Source organism: Ornithinimicrobium flavum, from assembly GCF_004526345.1.
In the GTDB taxonomy this organism is placed as follows: domain Bacteria; phylum Actinomycetota; class Actinomycetes; order Actinomycetales; family Dermatophilaceae; genus Ornithinicoccus; species Ornithinicoccus flavus.
Genome location: NZ_CP038213.1, coordinates 1,103,021 through 1,119,986 on the forward strand (window position 1 = coordinate 1,103,021; position 16,966 = coordinate 1,119,986).

The 16,966-nt window shown below is 69.3% G+C and carries 16 protein-coding genes and 1 pseudogene; 11 read left to right on the forward strand and 6 right to left on the reverse strand.

Annotated elements, in window-relative coordinates:
• Positions 1–77 precede the first annotated feature (77 nt).
• The 3 genes from E3Z34_RS05170 to E3Z34_RS05185 are packed head-to-tail and all read left to right on the forward strand — an operon-like array spanning position 78 to position 1,503.
• Positions 78–422 (forward strand): Hsp20/alpha crystallin family protein, encoded by a 345-nt coding sequence (locus E3Z34_RS05170; RefSeq protein ID WP_134772746.1) that lies wholly within the window; start codon positions 78–80, stop codon positions 420–422.
• The gene (locus tag E3Z34_RS19675) at positions 419–991 is read left to right on the forward strand and encodes a dsRBD fold-containing protein (RefSeq protein ID WP_202977023.1); all 573 of its coding nucleotides are present in this window, start codon (positions 419–421) and stop codon (positions 989–991) included. Before E3Z34_RS05170 ends, E3Z34_RS19675 begins: the two co-directional genes overlap by 4 nt.
• Before the next feature lie 41 nt (positions 992–1,032).
• The gene (locus E3Z34_RS05185) at positions 1,033–1,503 is read left to right on the forward strand and encodes a hypothetical protein (RefSeq protein WP_134772747.1); all 471 of its coding nucleotides are present in this window, start codon (positions 1,033–1,035) and stop codon (positions 1,501–1,503) included.
• 3 nt (positions 1,504–1,506) lie between these two features.
• Here the strand turns inward: E3Z34_RS05185 and E3Z34_RS18600 are convergent, their stop codons facing one another.
• Positions 1,507–2,181: a hypothetical protein gene (locus E3Z34_RS18600; protein WP_238695359.1), complete on the reverse strand. Its 675-nt coding sequence runs from the start codon at positions 2,179–2,181 to the stop codon at positions 1,507–1,509.
• Entirely contained in the window at positions 2,178–2,750 is a 573-nt protein-coding gene (locus E3Z34_RS05195) for a GNAT family N-acetyltransferase (protein ID WP_134772748.1), read from the reverse strand. The genes E3Z34_RS18600 and E3Z34_RS05195 overlap by 4 nt, the downstream gene beginning before the upstream one ends.
• A gap of 61 nt (positions 2,751–2,811) precedes the next feature.
• Here E3Z34_RS05195 and E3Z34_RS05200 point away from each other — a divergent pair, with 61 nt between their 5' ends.
• The 7 genes and pseudogenes from E3Z34_RS05200 to E3Z34_RS05230 all read left to right on the forward strand — a co-directional run bounded on the left by E3Z34_RS05200 (position 2,812) and on the right by E3Z34_RS05230 (position 10,919).
• On the forward strand, positions 2,812–3,423 hold the full coding sequence (locus E3Z34_RS05200) for a DUF1648 domain-containing protein (protein WP_134772749.1): 612 nt from the start codon (positions 2,812–2,814) through the stop codon (positions 3,421–3,423).
• A gap of 158 nt (positions 3,424–3,581) precedes the next feature.
• A complete protein-coding gene (locus tag E3Z34_RS05205; protein WP_158288606.1) occupies positions 3,582–4,781 on the forward strand; it encodes an excalibur calcium-binding domain-containing protein in 1,200 nt (399 codons plus the stop codon).
• A 161-nt stretch (positions 4,782–4,942) separates the two neighbouring features.
• The gene (locus E3Z34_RS05210) at positions 4,943–5,575 is read left to right on the forward strand and encodes a TetR/AcrR family transcriptional regulator (RefSeq protein WP_134772751.1); all 633 of its coding nucleotides are present in this window, start codon (positions 4,943–4,945) and stop codon (positions 5,573–5,575) included.
• Entirely contained in the window at positions 5,572–6,339 is a 768-nt protein-coding gene (locus tag E3Z34_RS05215; RefSeq protein WP_134772752.1) for a maleylpyruvate isomerase family mycothiol-dependent enzyme, read from the forward strand. Before E3Z34_RS05210 ends, E3Z34_RS05215 begins: the two co-directional genes overlap by 4 nt.
• A 324-nt stretch (positions 6,340–6,663) precedes the next feature.
• Entirely contained in the window at positions 6,664–7,146 is a 483-nt protein-coding gene (gene nrdR / locus E3Z34_RS05220) for a transcriptional regulator NrdR (protein WP_134772753.1), read from the forward strand.
• A gap of 111 nt (positions 7,147–7,257) precedes the next feature.
• A pseudogene (locus E3Z34_RS05225) lies at positions 7,258–10,166 on the forward strand (vitamin B12-dependent ribonucleotide reductase).
• A 288-nt stretch (positions 10,167–10,454) separates the two neighbouring features.
• Positions 10,455–10,919 (forward strand): MGMT family protein, encoded by a 465-nt coding sequence (locus E3Z34_RS05230; protein ID WP_134772754.1) that lies wholly within the window; start codon positions 10,455–10,457, stop codon positions 10,917–10,919.
• Between the two features lie 719 nt (positions 10,920–11,638).
• On the opposite strand, the gene E3Z34_RS05235 is transcribed toward E3Z34_RS05230, so the two are convergent.
• From E3Z34_RS05235 to E3Z34_RS05250, 4 genes are all read right to left on the reverse strand, one after another.
• A complete protein-coding gene (locus E3Z34_RS05235) occupies positions 11,639–11,977 on the reverse strand; it encodes a YkvA family protein (RefSeq protein ID WP_134772755.1) in 339 nt (112 codons plus the stop codon).
• 112 nt (positions 11,978–12,089) lie between these two features.
• Positions 12,090–12,986, reverse strand: coding sequence for a hypothetical protein (locus E3Z34_RS05240; RefSeq protein ID WP_134772756.1), 897 nt, complete (start codon positions 12,984–12,986; stop codon positions 12,090–12,092).
• Between the two features lie 1,137 nt (positions 12,987–14,123).
• Complete coding sequence (locus E3Z34_RS05245; protein ID WP_134772757.1) at positions 14,124–14,660, reverse strand: hypothetical protein; 537 nt, start codon at positions 14,658–14,660, stop codon at positions 14,124–14,126.
• 74 nt (positions 14,661–14,734) lie between these two features.
• The gene (locus E3Z34_RS05250) at positions 14,735–15,511 is read right to left on the reverse strand and encodes a hypothetical protein (RefSeq protein ID WP_134772758.1); all 777 of its coding nucleotides are present in this window, start codon (positions 15,509–15,511) and stop codon (positions 14,735–14,737) included.
• A gap of 100 nt (positions 15,512–15,611) precedes the next feature.
• On the opposite strand from E3Z34_RS05250, the gene E3Z34_RS05255 reads away from it, so the two are divergent.
• Positions 15,612–16,919: an ISL3 family transposase gene (locus E3Z34_RS05255; RefSeq protein ID WP_134772184.1), complete on the forward strand. Its 1,308-nt coding sequence runs from the start codon at positions 15,612–15,614 to the stop codon at positions 16,917–16,919.
• The last annotated feature ends 47 nt before the right edge of the window (positions 16,920–16,966 follow it).

The window sequence follows — 16,966 nt, forward strand, 5'->3', positions numbered from 1 at the left end:
GATCGACCCTGGCGTGTCGCGCTGGACGGGAGGACGATGGAGGTGGGGCACCGTCGCCCCGGAGCAGGAGAGGAACGATGAGCAAGGAGCTGACCCGCACGACCAACCCGTTCGCCGAGATGATGGAGTGGTGGGATCTCGCCGGACCCAGGGACCGCAAGGGGGTGGGGCTGGCGCCGCAGGTCCGCGTCGTCACCGTGCAGGGCGACGTCCTCACCATTCGCGGTGAGCGCCGCGAGCAGAAGAAGGACCGCAACCACCAGGAGTTCCACGACGGCTCGTTCAGCCGCAGCGTGACCCTGCCCGCGGGTGCGGACCCTGACGCCGTCGACGCGTCCTACACCGACGGCGTGCTCGAGGTCCGGGTGCCCATGACGGCACCGGAGGCGGGGACGCGGACCGTCCCGGTGACGCGGTCATGAGAGCCACCCCGGGCGCCCGGATCGTGATGGCCGCCACCCACGTGGGGGAGCCCACGCGGGACGGGCGGATCCTGGAGGTCCACGGCCCGGACGGCGGGCCGCCCTACGTCGTGGAGTGGTCCGACGGGCACACGGGGCTGATCTTCCCCGGCCCCGGCTCCGTGCTCCACATGTCGGAGGCGCACGAGGGTGCCGGCGGGGCCAGGACCGCGGAGGCGGCTCCTGTCGCGCCGGAGGCCGCTGCGTCGTCGGGCGCGGCGGGACCCGCTGCGGAGCCCGCGTCGGCCTCGATGTCACCGGGCCACGTGCGTGAGTGGACCGTCCGGATCTCGATCTACGAGTCCGGGGACGACACCCACGCGCAGGCCGTGCTGCTCGGCGACTCCCCGCAGCACGTGACCGCCGCCGGCGACAGCCACCGGGCACCGGACGATCCCGTCGTCCCCGAGATCGGGGACGAGGTGGCCGCGGGGCGCGCCCTGCGCCACCTGTCCGAGCGGCTGCTCGCGACCGCGGACGACGACATCTCCGCGATCACGGGTGAGGACGTGCACGTCCGGCGCAGCTGACAGTCAGGGGCCTCGCTCGCGTCCCCGCGCTAGGCTCGGGCATGCGCAGGGTTACGACGGGTATGACGTGTCTGGTGCTCAGCCTCGGGCTCACCGGGTGCATCGCACCGAGCGGGTTCGAGACGGTGGGGCGGACCGGGGTGGCCTCCGTGGAGGGTGACCTGGCCGTGGTCTGGGACAGCTGCGGGGAGGAGGAGATCCGCTCCGTCGTCATCCACGCCGACCGGGAGGGGCTGGCCGACGACGAGGAGAATCCTGAGGTCGGCCGTTGGGAGATGGGGGAGCGCAACCGGGAGGAGAAGGTGTTCGTCCCGTCGGCCGCCGACGACCCGCCACAGCTGGACCCGTCCCGCGGCTACATCGTGCAGGCCCTCCCCGCCGGTGAGGTCGAGAACCTCCCCGCCGTGCACTTCACCCTCGACGAGGTGGCCGGGTTGGGTCCGGGGGAGGTGCTGATCGGCGCCGAGGACGGCAGCGTCGTCGGGACCATGGATGACCTCGCTGACTGCTGACCCTCAGCCGTAGAAGGGCTGCGGCTGCGAGGGGTCGGCGGGCACCACGTCCACGGTGCTCAGCGCGACGAGCTCGTCGACCGCGGCCTGCGAGGCGCCGATCCCGGCCCAGTGCGGGTCCACGTCGGCGGCGATGCACCACGCCCGGTCCTCCGGCCAGACGAAGGATGGCGTCATCGGGCGGCGCGGCATCCCCGGTGCGATCTCCCGCGCACCCCAGTCGCCCAGGTCCGACAGCGGCCCGGTGAAGAGGTGGTAGCTCCGGTGCGGGTGGTGGACCGTCGGCGGCCCCAGCATGTCCGGCGCGAAGGCCACCACCCCCGGTCGGCTCGTCCCGCCGCCGTCGTCGCTGAAGCTGTGATCGAACGACATCACGACGGTCGCACCGTGGTGCAGGTCACCCCACCCGTCCCACAGGCAGTGCCAGGCCACCTCGGGGGTCGAGGTGTGCCGTCCCAGGACCTCCACGACCGCGCGCAGCTGCTCCAGCTCACCGGGTCGGTCACCGCCGTCGTGGTCGCTCTCGTCCTGACCGAAGAAGGTCGGGTCGGGGATGAAGAGCAGCCGTGCGTAGGCCTCGAACGGGGGCGGGCCGAAGAGCGCCAGCCGGGGCCACGGCTGCTCACGCTCCGTGAGCCACTGGGCTGGGCCGGGATCGCGGACGGGTCGCAGGGTCACCGTGCGGCCGCCGCATCGTCGCGCCCGGTGGTGAGGTCCCGTGCCAGCAGCCCGTGCACGTGCTCGTCATACCGGAGCCCGTCGGCATAGCGGTAGGACTCCCGCATCGTGCCCTCGAGCCGGAAACCGGCCGTGAGCGCCACCGCGCACGACGCGGGGTTGGCCACCGCGTGGAAGAGCCCGACACGGTGCAGCCCCAGCTCGGTGAGGGCGAAGCGGGAGGCGAGGACGACCGAGCGCACGGCATACCCCTGACCCCGCGCCCACGGGGCGACCCAGTAGCCGATCTCCGCGTCCCCCTGCGGTCGGTCGATCTGGTGCACCGACACCGAGCCGACCAGGCGGTCCGCCGCGTCGGCCACCGCCCAGGACACGTGGTCGCCGTCGGTCCAGTCGTTGCGCTCCCGCACGAAGCGGCCGGCCGGGTCCGGTCCCGAGGGCGGCGGGTTCCACAGCGCGATCTGCGGGTCGGCGAAGGCGAGGAGCAGGTCGTCCACGTCCCCGGGGAGGTAGGGGCGGAGCACGACGCCGTCCTCCTCGAGCTGCACCGGGGGCGGGGGAGTCACCATCGCGCCAGCGTAGGGCCGGTAGGTTCGGAGCTGTACGCCGGACGGGCGGGAGGAGCGGTGGATGGTCGGGGGACCGGGCGAGTCGTGGCAGGAGCGGGAGGCGCGGCGGCGCCGGGTCGCCGAGGACGCCCGCACGCTGGGCCGAGAGCCGGCCGCGTGGTGGGCCCGCCTGACGCTGGCCGTGGTGACCGCCGCCTGGCTGGCCACCATCGCCTGGATGGCGACGACCCTGCCGGAGCAGGTGCCGACCCACTGGTCCGCCGGCGGCACGCCCGACGGGTGGTCCAGCAGGGCGGGGGCGCTCGCCTTCGTCGTCCTGCTGCCCGCGCTGGCGTTCTACCCGATGATCCTGCTCTCCCGGCTGGTGCTGGTCTGGCCCGACGGCGTCAACGCCCCGCACAAGGAATGGTGGCTCGACCGGCCCCGACGGCTGGTGCGCTTCGAGCGGCTGCTGCGGGAGGACCTCATGGTCATCGTGGCCATCACGGTCCTGCTCATGGTGTCGATCAACCTCATCACCGGGTATGCCGCGCACCAGCCCGGTGGGGCCGTGCCGGCCTGGTGGTTCCCGGTGGTCCTGGTGGCCTTCCTGGTCGCCCTCACCGTCGTGACCGTGCGGATGTTTGTCGGCGGGCGCTACCGTCCGGACGACGACGATCCGGAGCTGGCCTGACGGAGGCCCTCACCCGTGCGGGGGAGTCGACCGCCCCCCACATCACGATCAGGTGACGTTTGTGTCGCAGCGTCATGGGTGAGCCGGGGTCAAGGCCATGATGAGCCTGTCGTCGTCCCAAGGGGAAAGCAGGGGTCATGCCGTCGTTGCGGTCTGTCGTGTCCACACTCGTCACGGGTGCGGTGGTCGTCGTCGGAGGAGGGGCGGCGTTCTCCGCGGTGACCGCCGGCCCCGGCTCGGACCGCGCCACCGTCGTCCGCGTCATCGACGGCGACACCATCGACGTCCGCTACGACGACGAGGTGCACCGCGTCCGGCTGCTCAACATCGACACCCCCGAGACCAGGCACCCCGGCAAGGCGGTCGAGTGCCTGGGCCCGGAGGCCACCGCATACCTCGCCGACCAGCTCCTTCCCGGTGACGTCGTGCGCCTGGAGTACGACGTCGAGCGCTACGACCGCTACGAGCGCGAGCTGGCCGGCGTCTTCGAGGGGGAGGTGCTCATCAACGCCGAGATCGCGCGTCGTGGGCTCGGCGTCCCCGTGCTCTTCGAGCCGAACCGCAAGTTCCTCGACGAGGTCACCGCGGCCTACGAGGAGGGCAAGGCGGCCGGGGCCGGCATGTTCAGCGCCGACCTCGCCTGCACCTTCGAGGCCCGGATCGCGGCGTATGCCGACTCCGTCGCCGCCGTCGAGGCGCTCGCCGCTGCCGAGGATCCGGCCGCCGTGCAGGCGGCGGCGGACAGCGCCGTGGCCGAGGGTGTCGCGCTCCTGGCGCTCATCGACGGCGCCGGGGCCGGCTCGCTGGCTGCCGCCGGCCTGAGCGGGGCGGAGCTGGACGGGCTGCGCGGTGAGGTCCGCGCCCTCCAGGGGCGGGCCGAGGGCGCCGCGAAGGCAGCCGTCGCCGAGGCCGAGCGGGTCAAGGCCGAGGAAGAGGCCAGGAAGAAGGCTGAGGAGGAGGCCGAGCGCAAGGCTGCGGAGGAGAAGGCCAAGGCCGAGGAGGAGGCCAGGAAGAAGGCCGAGGAGGAGGCCAGGAAGGCTGAGGAGGAGGCGGCGCGCGAGGCTGCCGAGGAGGCCCAGCGTCAGGCGGAGGCCGAGGCGGCCCGCCAGGCAGAGGCCCAGCGCGCCGCCGAGGAGCAGGCGCGCCGGCAGAGCCAGATCCAGCCGCTGATGCCGCAGACACCCGCGCCGCCGCCTGCCGCGCCCCCGGTCGCACCGCCGCCCCCGCCCCCGTCCACCAGTGTCTACTACCCCAACTGCGCAGCGGCTCGGGCCGCCGGTGCCGCGCCCGTCTACCTCGGGCAGCCCGGCTACGGCACCCACCTCGACCGCGACCGGGACGGCGTCGGCTGCGAGTAGCCACCGCTAGGACGCACCCCCCATCGATGAGAGCGGGTCTTGTGTCACATTGATCGCTCGGGCGATGAATGTGACACAAGAGTCGCGCACAGCGATGGGCACGCTGGTGGGTCGCCCTGAGGGTATGGACACGCTTCTCCCACGGGTGCATACTCCTAACTGTGTTAGGCGAGCCGAACAGCGTTAGGCAGGCGGAGCGTCGCGCGGAGACCCGGCGGGAGATCCTCGACGCCGCGTGGGACATCGCGCGCGAGAAGGGGCTCGCGGCGATCACGCTACGGGACGTGGCGGCGCGGGTGGGCATGCGGGCGCCGTCGCTCTACACGCATGTCGATTCCAAGCACGCGATCTACGACGCGATGTTCGGGCAGGCGTGGGCGGAGTGCCTCCGGGTCTGCGAGGCCGCTCTCGTAAGGGCTCCGGGCGACGTCCGCGGCGACCTGCGCCTCGGCGCCCGCACCTTCTTCGACTTCGCGGTCGCCGACCTGCCGCGCCACCAGCTGATGAACCTGCGCACCATCCCGGGCTTCGAGCCCACCCCGGAGGCCTACGCCCCGGCGGTGGCGGTCATGGACCTGACGCGTGACCTCTTCGCCCGCCACGGCGTCACCGCGCCGGAGGACCTGGACCTGTATGTGGCGGTGGTGGGCGGACTGGTGGACAGCCAGCACGCCAACGACCCCGGGGGCACGCGCTGGGGGCGCCTGCTGGAGCGGGCCGTGGACATGTTCCTCGACAACCTCGACCTGCGCGGGACGGCCGCGGCAGGCACCTCCCGGAAGGACACGTCATGAGCGCACCACCCACCACCCGGCCCACCGGCAAGGCGAGCGCGCGGCGCCCGGCCGTCGACCGGCATACCGCCGAGCGCCTCGCGAGCACGGAGTATGCCCGCGTGGCCGACCTCCTGGGCCGACTCACCCACGAGCAGTGGGCGGCGCCCACGGACTGCCCGGGCTGGGACGTGCGGGCGATGGCCGGGCACGTGCTCGGCATGATGCAGATGGTGGCCAGCAAGCGGGAGCTGGTGCGCCAGCAGCTCACCTCCACCCGGCACGCCAAGCGCGACAAGGGGCTGATGATCGACGCCCTCACCGCCCTGCAGGTGCGGCAGAACGCCGACCTCACCACCGACGAGCTCGTCGCCGAGATCCGCCGCCTGACGCCTCGCGCCGTCACGGGCCGCATCCGGCTCCCCGAGCTGCTGCGCCGGCAGACCATGAACGACGAGGAGGACGGGTGGTGGACCTTCGCCTACCTCATGGACGTCATCCTCACCCGTGACCCGTTCATGCACCGCGTCGACATCTCGCGGGCCGCCGGCGAGCCGCTGGAGCTGACCGCCGAGCACGACGGCGTCCTGGTCGACGACGTCGCGCGGGAGTGGGCCGGCCGGCACGGCGCTCCCTTCGTGCTCGAGCTGACCGGCCCCGCCGGCGGGCGGTGGCAGGAGGGCGAGGGCGGCGAGGAGCTCAGCCTGGACGCCGTCGAGTTCTGCCGCGTCCTCAGCGGGCGGGCGCCAGGGGAGGGGCTGCTCGCCACCCGCGTGCCGTTCTGACCGACGCGCGCGGGGCCGGTGAATGGGGATCGACACGCCCGCCACGCCGACACGCCGAGGACTTTTCCGGGCTGATCCGCGCCGTTGCGCGGATCTGGGGACAGGCCTGCCACGACATGCCGCCAAGCCCTTGCATCTGGTGGGGCACGGGCATAACATCCCAACATCTAGTAGTTACACAGATGTGGTTACTCCACATCTTGTGCACAGCCGGAGCTCGTGGACCCACACGTTCTCCACAGACCGTCCCCAGATCCACCCACAGGGCGTCCCGCCAGGGCACCCTCGCGCCGCGCTGCGCCGACGACCGCCGAAGGAGCCGAGATGCACTGCCCGTTCTGTCGTCATACGGACTCCAGGGTCGTCGACAGCCGCGTCCAGGAGGAGGGCACCGTCATCCGGCGGCGCCGCCAGTGCCCGGAGTGCGGGCGCCGGTTCGGCACCGTCGAGACGGCCACCCTCTCGGTCATCAAGCGCTCCGGGGCCACGGAGCCGTTCAGCCGGGACAAGGTGATCTCGGGGGCCCGCAAGGCGTGCCAGGGGCGGCCGGTCACCGACGACCAGCTGCAGCTGCTCGCCCAGCAGGTCGAGGAGTCGATCCGCTCGCTCGGGCAGGCCGAGGTGGACGCGCACGAGGTGGGCCTGGCGATCCTGGAGCCGCTGCGCTGCCTCGACGAGGTCGCCTACCTGCGGTTCGCCTCCGTCTACCAGGCCTTCGACTCCCTCGACGACTTCGAGGCGGCCATCACGCTGCTGCGCACCGAGCGTGACGCTGCGGCCGCCGCCCCACCAGGGGGTATGGCGTAGCCACGCCCCCGCACGCCGGGGTCTGTCAGACCCCGGTGCTGCACTTGAGACAAGCCCACGCACGACCAGCACGACCACGACCGACAGCAACCACGACCAAGGAGATCAGTCATGACGGAGACGACCGGGGCGAAGGCTCGCACCCGCCGGGGCGGCAAGGGCCTGAAGATCGAGCGCATCTTCACCACACCTGGCGTCCACCCCTACGACCAGGTCACGTGGGACAAGCGCGACATCGTCCAGACCAACTGGAAGAGCGGGGAGACGATCTTCGAGCAGCGGGGCGTGGAGTTCCCCGACTTCTGGTCGGCGAACGCCTCGACGATCGTCACGACGAAGTACTTCCGCGGGGCGGTCGGCACCCCGGAGCGCGAGAGCGGCCTCAAGCAGCTGGTGGACCGGGTCGTGCTGACCTACACCCGTGCGGGCAAGGAGCACGGCTACTTCGCGACCGACGAGGACGCCGAGATCTTCGAGCACGAGCTGACCTACCTGCTCGTGCACCAGATCTTCTCGTTCAACTCCCCGGTCTGGTTCAACGTGGGGACCAAGAGCCCGCAGCAGGTCAGCGCCTGCTTCATCCTCGCGGTGGACGACTCGATGGACTCCATCCTCAACTGGTACAAGGAGGAGGGGAAGATCTTCCAGGGCGGCTCCGGCGCCGGTCTCAACCTCTCCCGCATCCGCTCCTCCAAGGAGCTCCTCTCCTCCGGCGGCACCGCGTCCGGCCCGGTCTCCTTCATGCGGGGCGCCGACGCCTCCGCCGGCACCATCAAGTCCGGGGGCGCGACCCGCCGCGCGGCGAAGATGGTCGTGCTCGACGTCGACCACCCCGACATCGAGGAGTTCATCGAGACCAAGGCGCGCGAGGAGGACAAGATCCGTGCGCTGCGCGACGCCGGCTTCGACATGGACCTGGGTGGCCGCGACATCGTGTCGGTGCAGTACCAGAACGCCAACAACTCGGTGCGCGTCTCCGACGAGTTCATGCGCGCCGTGGAGGAGGGCAAGGAGTTCGGCCTGACCTCCCGTCAGGACGGCTCGGTCATCGACACGGTCGACGCCAAGACCCTCTTCGAGAAGATGGCCAAGGCCGCCTGGGAGTGCGCCGACCCGGGGATCCAGTACGACGGCACGATCAACGACTGGCACACCAACCCCGAGACGGGCCGCATCACCGCGTCCAACCCGTGCTCGGAGTACATGTCGCTGGACAACAGCTCGTGCAACCTCGCCTCGATCAACCTGCTCAAGTTCCTGCGCGCGGACGACACCTTCGACGTGGAGACCTTCGAGAAGGTCACCGAGCTGATCTTCACCGCGATGGACATCTCGATCTGCTTCGCCGACTTCCCGACCGAGGCGATCGGCCAGACCACCCGTGACTACCGCCAGCTGGGCATCGGCTACGCCAACCTCGGCGCCCTGCTCATGGCCACCGGCCACGGCTACGACTCCGAGGGCGGGCGCGCCGTTGCCGCCTCGATCACCTCCCTGATGACCGGCGCCGCCTACAAGCGCTCCGCAGAGCTCGCCGAGGTCGTCGGCCCCTACGCCGGCTACGCCCGCAACGCCGACGCCCACAAGCGCGTCATGCGCAAGCACCAGGCCGCCAACGACGAGCTCCGCACGCTGGGCGCGACCGATGGGACTCCGGGATCCACAAGGCCGCCACCAAGGCCTGGGACGACGTCGTCAAGCTGGGGGAGAAGCACGGCTTCCGCAACGCGCAGGCCTCGCTGCTGGCCCCGACCGGGACCATCGGCTTCATGATGGACTGCGACACCACCGGCATCGAGCCCGACTTCTCGCTGGTGAAGTTCAAGAAGCTCGTCGGCGGCGGCTCGATGCAGATCGTCAACCAGACGATCCCGCGGGCGCTGAAGCGGATGGGCTACACCGAGGAGACCATCGAGGCGATCGTCGAGTACATCGCCGAGCACGGTCACGTCATCGACGCTCCCGGTCTGCGCACCGAGCACTACGAGGTCTTCGACTGCGCGATGGGCGTCCGGGCGATCAGCCCGATGGGCCACGTGCGGATGATGGCCGCGACCCAGCCGTTCCTGTCCGGCGCGATCTCCAAGACGGTCAACCTGCCCGAGTCGGCCACGGTCGAGGAGATCGAGGAGGTCTACCTCCAGGGCTGGAAGCTGGGGCTGAAGGCGCTGGCGGTCTACCGCGACAACTGCAAGGTCGGGCAGCCGCTGTCCGACGGCAAGGCCGCGAAGAACGACAAGAAGGCCGAGAACGAGGCCGAGCCCAAGGTCGAGAAGGTCATCGAGTACCGCCCCGTCCGCAAGCGCCTCCCCAAGCGCCGCACCAGCCAGACCACGAGCTTCGCGGTCGGCGGCGCGGAGGGCTACCTCACGGCCGGCACCTACGACTCCGGCGACCTGGGGGAGATCTTCCTCAAGTTCGGCAAGCAGGGCTCGACCCTGGCCGGTGTCATGGACGCCTTCTCGATCGCCGTCTCGATCGGGCTGCAGTATGGCGTGCCGCTGGAGACCTTCGTCGAGAAGTTCACCAACCTGCGCTTCGAGCCGGCCGGCCTGACCGACGACCCGGACGTGCGCATGGCGCAGTCGATCATGGACTACGTCTTCCGCCGTCTGGCGCTGGACTATCTGGACTTCGAGTCCCGGTCCTTCATGGGCATCCACTCCGCCGAGGAACGCGCCCGTCAGCTCGAGACCGGCTCCTACGCCCCCGTCACGCCGTCCAACGGCTCCGACGAGGACTACGAGGACCAGCTCGAGAACCTCAGCCAGAGCGCGGCCGTCAAGGCCGAGCCGAAGGCGAAGAGCGCGGAGAAGGAGGAGATCGCCGACCAGTCCGGCGCCGGTGCTGCCGACGCCCGCCCGGTCGACGCCGAGATCCACTCCTCGGCCGAGCTCATGGAGCAGTTCGCCGGCAAGGTCAACGACGCCCCGATCTGCCTGACCTGCGGGACGAAGATGCGCCCGGCCGGCTCGTGCTACGTGTGCGAGGGCTGCGGCAGCACCAGCGGCTGCAGCTGATAGCAGAAGGTGGAGGGCCTGGCGCACCTGCGCCAGGCCCTCTGCCAGGTTTGCGGCGCCCTCCGGCGGCGCGGAGGGGACGGCAGTGTCGGTAGAACTCTGACCGGGGTGCGTGACATCGCGACTCCTCCCCAGACCGGTCGTCCGCCAGGGCATCAGGGCGACCCATTTCGCCCAGAAGGGCGCGTCTCTAGTCGCCAACACGTGTTCTCCTTCGCTGCCTGCGTCCTCATGGAGCCCAACCGCGAGACTGCCGCAGTATCAGCGCCATGCTGAGAAGATCAGAGCATGAGCAGCCTCGACCCCGAAGACATCTTTGCGGCAGTGCGCGCCATCCCGGCCGGCACGGTGATCACGTACGGCGACCTTGCCCAGCGTGTGGGCCTCACTCCTAATCACGCCCGCGCGGTCGGCAACGTGCTCGGGAACCGGCCCGACAAGAACGCCTGGATGACCACCCCTGCCGAGGACCATGACATTCCTTGGTGGCGAGTCGTGAAGGCTGACGGCACGATGCTGGCCGATCAGGACGACAACAGCCGCCGGTGGGTTGAGTGGGCCAGGGCCGTGCTGGTCAGCGAGGGCGTGGCCTTCACCCACGATGGGCGGGTGGCCAGCCTCGCCACGACTCGCCGCCACCCGGGGGGCAGTGGTACGCGCAGGTCACAGTCGAAGCCGTACCGCGAGCCAGCGCCGTGCTGGAGGCACGAGACCATTCAGCACTCCTGCCGAGATTGCGCGGCGAGCCGCTAGCCCAGATCGGGTAGGACCCTCGGCCATACGCTCGGGCTCATGCTGGAACCAGGGCTGATCTCGGTCGACTGGCCTCTGGAGAACCAGTAAACCGCCATCACCAACGCCCTGGACGCCGGCGTGCCACTGCGCGACGCTCATATCCTGCCCGGCACGCTGACCCCAGAACGACCGAGCCCTACGACAGGGCCCGCAGCACCCTCGACCGCCACGGCGTCCACTGCCTCATTGCCTACGTCACCGGCGTCTGAACCTGTCCATGGTCCACGGCTGGCGTCAGTTCCGCCTAGCCGACTCCCGCCGCATGGGCAACTTCGCGCTGAGTGCGTCGGGGTGAGCCACCGCCAGGACGTAGTGGCCGAGGCGGACGAGGTCCGCGGCAAGCGGAGCGAACGCGTGGTCCCACCGCCGACCACGACGGTGGAGAACGACGATAGGTCGTCGGGAGAGCAGGCCTCGAGCAGGCCATCTCGCCACCATCTGGACCGTCTGAAAGGATTCAGGTGCAGGCGTAGCGCTCACGCCAGACCCGTGTCCCTCTTGGCAGAGCGACGGCAGGATCCAACCGTCATCAGGTCCCCCACAGCCCACCCGGAGGCGCGGCGGTAGTCCTCGACCAGCCAGGCGACGTCCGCGCCGGTGGGGACTCCCGCCGACCAGAGGTTCTCCAGGTCAACGAGGTGCAAGACGCGAGCAGAGTCTTGGGCGAGCGCATGTGGTCAGCCGCGGTACTTGCCGGAGTGGTGCTCGTTCTCCCAACTGCGGAAGTTGGCGATTTCCATGCCCAAGATACCGATCGTGGCGGTCACAACGGCCGCGTCGTCTGTGAAGCCGACTCCCACCAGAATGTCTGGGATGGCGTCGACGGGCGACACCACGTACCCAAGCGCACCGAGGAGAGCGGCGAGCTGGGGCGTGGCGAGACCGTAGTGCCCGTTCTTGACGGCCTTCGCCAAGCGCAGGAGCACCAGGAACTCGTGGCCCATCCGGCCGAGGAGTCCCTTCACCCTCCCGAAGTCGCCCTCGTCGCCCCCGAATGGCATGCCGGCAGTGGTCATGACTGGTTCCCTTCGATGGTGGGTGAAGGAGTGTGTCCTCCATTCTGGGATCCAGCATTGCTGACCGGATCCTGCGTGAGCCGCCGTGATTACGCGAGGTTCAGCAGGGTAATCACGCGGGGCTGTGAAGTAGGGTGACGAGTTCTGAGCTGAGCGTTGCCCCCTCGCCGGTCAGCGCCCAGATACTTGGAGGCGACGAGTTGTCGTCGGCCGGCAACGTGCTTGCGACGCTGCCGTAGCCGAGGCGAGGTGGCGCCCCGGGGACCCTGAGTACCCACCAGTCGTAGGCGCTGTCGGGGCTTGGTTCAATCCGTCGCGGTAGGCGGGGCTGGTGGTGGCAGGCCCTCTTTAACTCGTCGAGCGTCCCTTCGGTCCACGTCCACGCCGTCGGTTCCACGGCGAGCAACTCGGGCAAGCGTCTTGCCTCGGCCGATGACTCGCAGAGCACCAGTCCGGCGAGGCTCGAGATGACAGGTCGCACGCGTACTAAGACGCCGACGCCGGGGTGCCCCGACTCGGACTTCGGTGGCCATGGTCGCCATTCGGAGCGGCCAGGAACGACGCGACGGCAGAGTGTCTGGAGCCTTCCTCCGTCGAACCATCCAGGCTGCGGTCGAACACCCTCCGGTATGGCGGATGACTTGACCTCCGTGAACCCGCAGTCGGTGAGGATGTCCAGGACGGTGTCCGTGACCCTCGCGACCCCCCGGCCGTCGCACACCGGACAGATAGGGACGAAGAATCCGGCCAGGCCGACCCAGCGCGCTGAGGGTTCCTGCGCGATGAGTCCCACGTACAGTCCGTCTACCTCCTCCCCCGCCTTCTGAACCGTGGAGACCAGAACGTGCGACAGGTCGGCGTCGACCAGACCCGTCTCGATGGGTTCCCGGCCGGGCTCGGGATGGGTGAGCTCAAGGTTGCGCAGTCCCGGACTTGGTTCGAGAACGTCCGCCAGAGCGGAGAGCCACACATCGAGAGCAGCCCACGCCGCCGCAACCTCGCGATCCACCTCAGCGTGGCTCTCCGGCCGCCCGAGGTCGACATGGGGAACATATGCCCAGGAATTGCAGTCCCTGCTCGCAGGACACTGTCGCGGGCGCAACGTCGCCTCAGCGGGTCCACACATGGAGGAAGATTGCCACATGAGGTCTCAACCGTCCGGAGCCGATCTTGAGTTGATCTCCTTGGTCATGGACGAGACAGGGGCCCACGTGACCCCGACCCAACTCGAACGCTGGCGGATGCGAGGACTCCTTCCTCGAGCCCACGTGGTCCGGGAGGGTTTTGGCGGGTCCCGGGTGCCAACCCACGCCGACGACGTCGCTGGGGCGGTTGCCCTGCTTGCGCAGATTTCACGCCGCAGCCGCCCATGGCAGTACTCCGCCATCGAGCTCTTCGACGCCGGGTTCAGCCTCTCGACCGAAGCGGTCCGGGAAACAGCGACGTTCGCCGTCAATCGCTCCGTGAGACCCATGACAAAGGCTTGGGCACGGGCAGAGCTCGAGGCTGTCCCTGCGGAGGATCCTGACGAGGAGCTTGGGGAGATCGGCGAACGAGCTGCCGCCCTCCTCCCCCGAGCGGTTTGGAAGAGCGTGCAGCTCGAAACCCAGCTCGCACATCCACACGCGACCGCCGGCCAACTGCGAGAGTACGTTGACCGCGCGATGACGTGGAGGCTCGTCGATCTAAACGTGCCTGGGAGGATGACCGACAAACAACGCAACCTGGCCCGGCACGGCTCCGTGGACCCCATGCCGGTACTTGGCGCCACGGGGGTGCTCCCCCTGCCTAGTGAACGCCTTCAAGTCGCAAGGACGCTCAGCTGGGCCGAGGCAGAGACCTACCGCGAGACGGCTCGCTTAAGTCTGGAGGACAACCCCCATGCGGATCTGAGCACCTTCGTGGTAATGACGTGGATCGTCACCGCGGCGAGACGCAACGAACGCCCGGACGCCCTTGACACCCCTTGCCGCAGGAGCACTTGGTTCAGGAGCTCAACGCGATCTGGGAGGCGCAGCAGGGTGCGGATACCGGAGCCGACACCCACTCCGCGTAGCGACTGCTTGACGACCGCGCGGCGGGCGTCCCCCTTCGCAGCGGGGGTCCATGCGACCAGGCCAGTGTGTCTGGCAATTCCCTCACTCCGTCACGCATGGCCGCCGCGCCACGACGCGGTCAGGTCAGAAAACTCTGAAGCCGGAATGTAGGGATCTGGACTTGCGGCGCTGAGCAGCATCTTTGACAGGCGTCGGCATCCGCGGAGCACCTGCTCTGATATGGCATGAGCACTGGGCTCCGCGAGGGCCCGATCGATGCGTCCTCCGACAATCGCCTTGTGGTCGCTGTCCAGACGGCCCTGGTATTCATTGGCAGTCTCCATGAGGGATAGCCAACGCACTGGGTACAGCTCTCCATTCGTGTCGCGCAGGATTTCGTCGCCAAACATGAACTCGATGGAAGCTGCCCGGCCATTTACGACAGTCGTCGCGTAGCCCCCTGGTCCAAGCGTCGGGTAGCTGGCTGCGTACGGAACGTCGGGGAGATTGGTCACGGCGATACGGGAGGGAAGCCCCAACCTAACGAGCTGCTGTGCCGCGACTCGCCCCGCCGTGTCGTTGTCGAGAACAGCAACGATGCGGTTCATCACTTTCGCGGCCGCCATCCCCTTGGTGAGCGAGACCACTCGATCCGTCCCCCCAGGTGCCCGGTACTCGGCGAAATCGAGGAATTCGAATAGGTGTGCGGTAGCGGGCGCGGCTATCTCGAGGGCACGGCGTAGCCACCTCGCATCACTTTCGCCCTCGGTGATGACAATGACGGGTCCGCTCGCGGCGACGGCGGCGGCCATCCGGGTACGGGCGTCTGGTGGGGCTTGTCGTCCGCGTTCATCCACCCACCGAGGACGAGGTCGGTGAGGTCAAGAGTTACCGTTGTGGCGGGGCGCGTGTTGACGAGGGAGAGGGCCAGAGCGAACCGTGGATCGTCGAAGCTCTCTCGCAATGATTCCCATTGATGCTCGAGGAAACGGCGCTCGTGGTCGATTATGCGATCCCTCGGGACCTCGGCGATCACGGCCTGACCCCGGCGACTAGTCAAGGCCGCGGTGACAGCGGCACCGTCGGGGTAGGTTGTCTGTCCCTCGGGCCACGAGTCACGCAAGTCGATGCCGTCGTCCTCGGTGTCGCGAGCTAGCTCCTCGTCGAAGAAAGCGATGCAGAGTGACTGCACGCGCTCGGAAGAAAAGCCCTGAAGGTCGAGGCGGAAGCGGAGGGTCTCGGCCGGGGCGCTGTATCCCATCAGACGGGTGTGCCAAGACGGCGGCCGGTCGTCCGTCGCGACCTCCGCCCCGCCGTCGGCCAGTCTTTCGAACTCGGCTAGTTCGTTGCGCTTGACCTCGTCGACGAAGCGGTCAGCCTCCGTGAAGACCAGCATCAACTGGTCCGAGACGAAGTTCTTGCCGAAGACAGGGGCCACCCGCTTCCCTACCTCTATCTGCCACCAAGAGCCCACTCCTGCACCATAGTGGCTCTTCACAGTTGAGGGTGTAGAGGGCGCTGGCGCGTCGGTCACGGGGTAGACGTCGAGGTCTTCCGATGATGGAGGTTCCTACGCCGCCCATCCGAAAGACCTCGACATGTCCGACGCTACCTTCACGCGCCCCGACCTGACTACCTTCGCCGGCCTGGACGACCTGGGTCTGGTGGTCACCGGCCAGCTGCTCAAGCCTGACCGTGCGGTGCTGGCCTGCCGGGTCCTCGAGCCGGACGACTGGTGCAAGCGGTGCGGCTGCCATGGCGTTCCGCGGGACACCGTGACCCGACAGCTGGCGCACGAGCCGTTCGGGTGGCGTCCCACCACACTGTTGCTCACCATCCGACGCTACCGGTGCACCGAGTGCAGCCACGTGTGGCGTCAGGACACCACGGCCGCGGCCGAGCCACGGGCGAAGATCTCCCGCGCCGGGCTGCGGTGGGGCCTGGTCGCGATCGTGGTCGGCCACCTGTCGATGTCCCGGGTCGCCGAGGGCCTGGCGGTGTCGTGGAACACCGCCAACGACGCGGTCCTGGCCGAAGGACAGCGGCTGCTCATCGCCGACCCGACCCGGCTGGATGGCGTCCGTGTCTTAGGCGTGGATGAGCACGTCTGGCGGCACACTCGGCGTGGTGACAAGTACGTCACCGTGATCATCGACCTCACCCCGGTCCGCGACGGCACCGGCCCCTCCCGCCTGCTGGACGTCGTCGAGGGGAGGTCCAAGGCAGCGTTCAAGGACTGGCTCGCGCAGCGGGACCAGGCCTGGCGCGACGGGATCGAGGCCGTGGCCATGGATGGGTTCGCCGGCTTCAAAACCGCCACCACCGAGGAGCTGCCCGAGGCTGTGACGGTCATGGATCCATTTCACGTCATCCGGTTGGCCGGTGACGCCCTCGATGAGTGCCGCCGTCGCGTGCAGCAGGAGCTGCACGGGCACCGCGGCCGCAAGGGCGACCCCCTCTACTCCGCCCGTCGGACTCTGCACACCGGCGCCGACCTGCTCACCGACCGTCAGCACGAGCGTCTCGACAGGCTCTTCGCCGGCGATGAGCACGTGCAGGTCGAGGTGACCTGGGGCATCTACCAGCGGATGATCCACGCCTACCGCGACCCCGACCGCGCCGGCGGCCGGACCGAGATGAGGTCCGTGATCGACGCCCTGACCGAGGGCGTCCCGGGGCCGCTGGTCGAGCTGCGCAAGCTCGGCCGCACCCTGGCCCGACGAGCCAGCGACGTTCTGGCCTACTTCGACCGGCCCCGCACCAGCAACGGCCCTACCGAAGCCGTAAATGGACGGCTCGAGCACCTGCGCGGACTGGCCCTCGGGTTCCGCAACATCACCCACTACATCGCCAGAGCTCTCCTGGAAGCCGGCGGCTTCAGACCCCAACTACACCCTGGATTGTGAAGAGCCACCATAGTTGGCTGCAGCGCGACATGGCTGTGCGCTTGGAG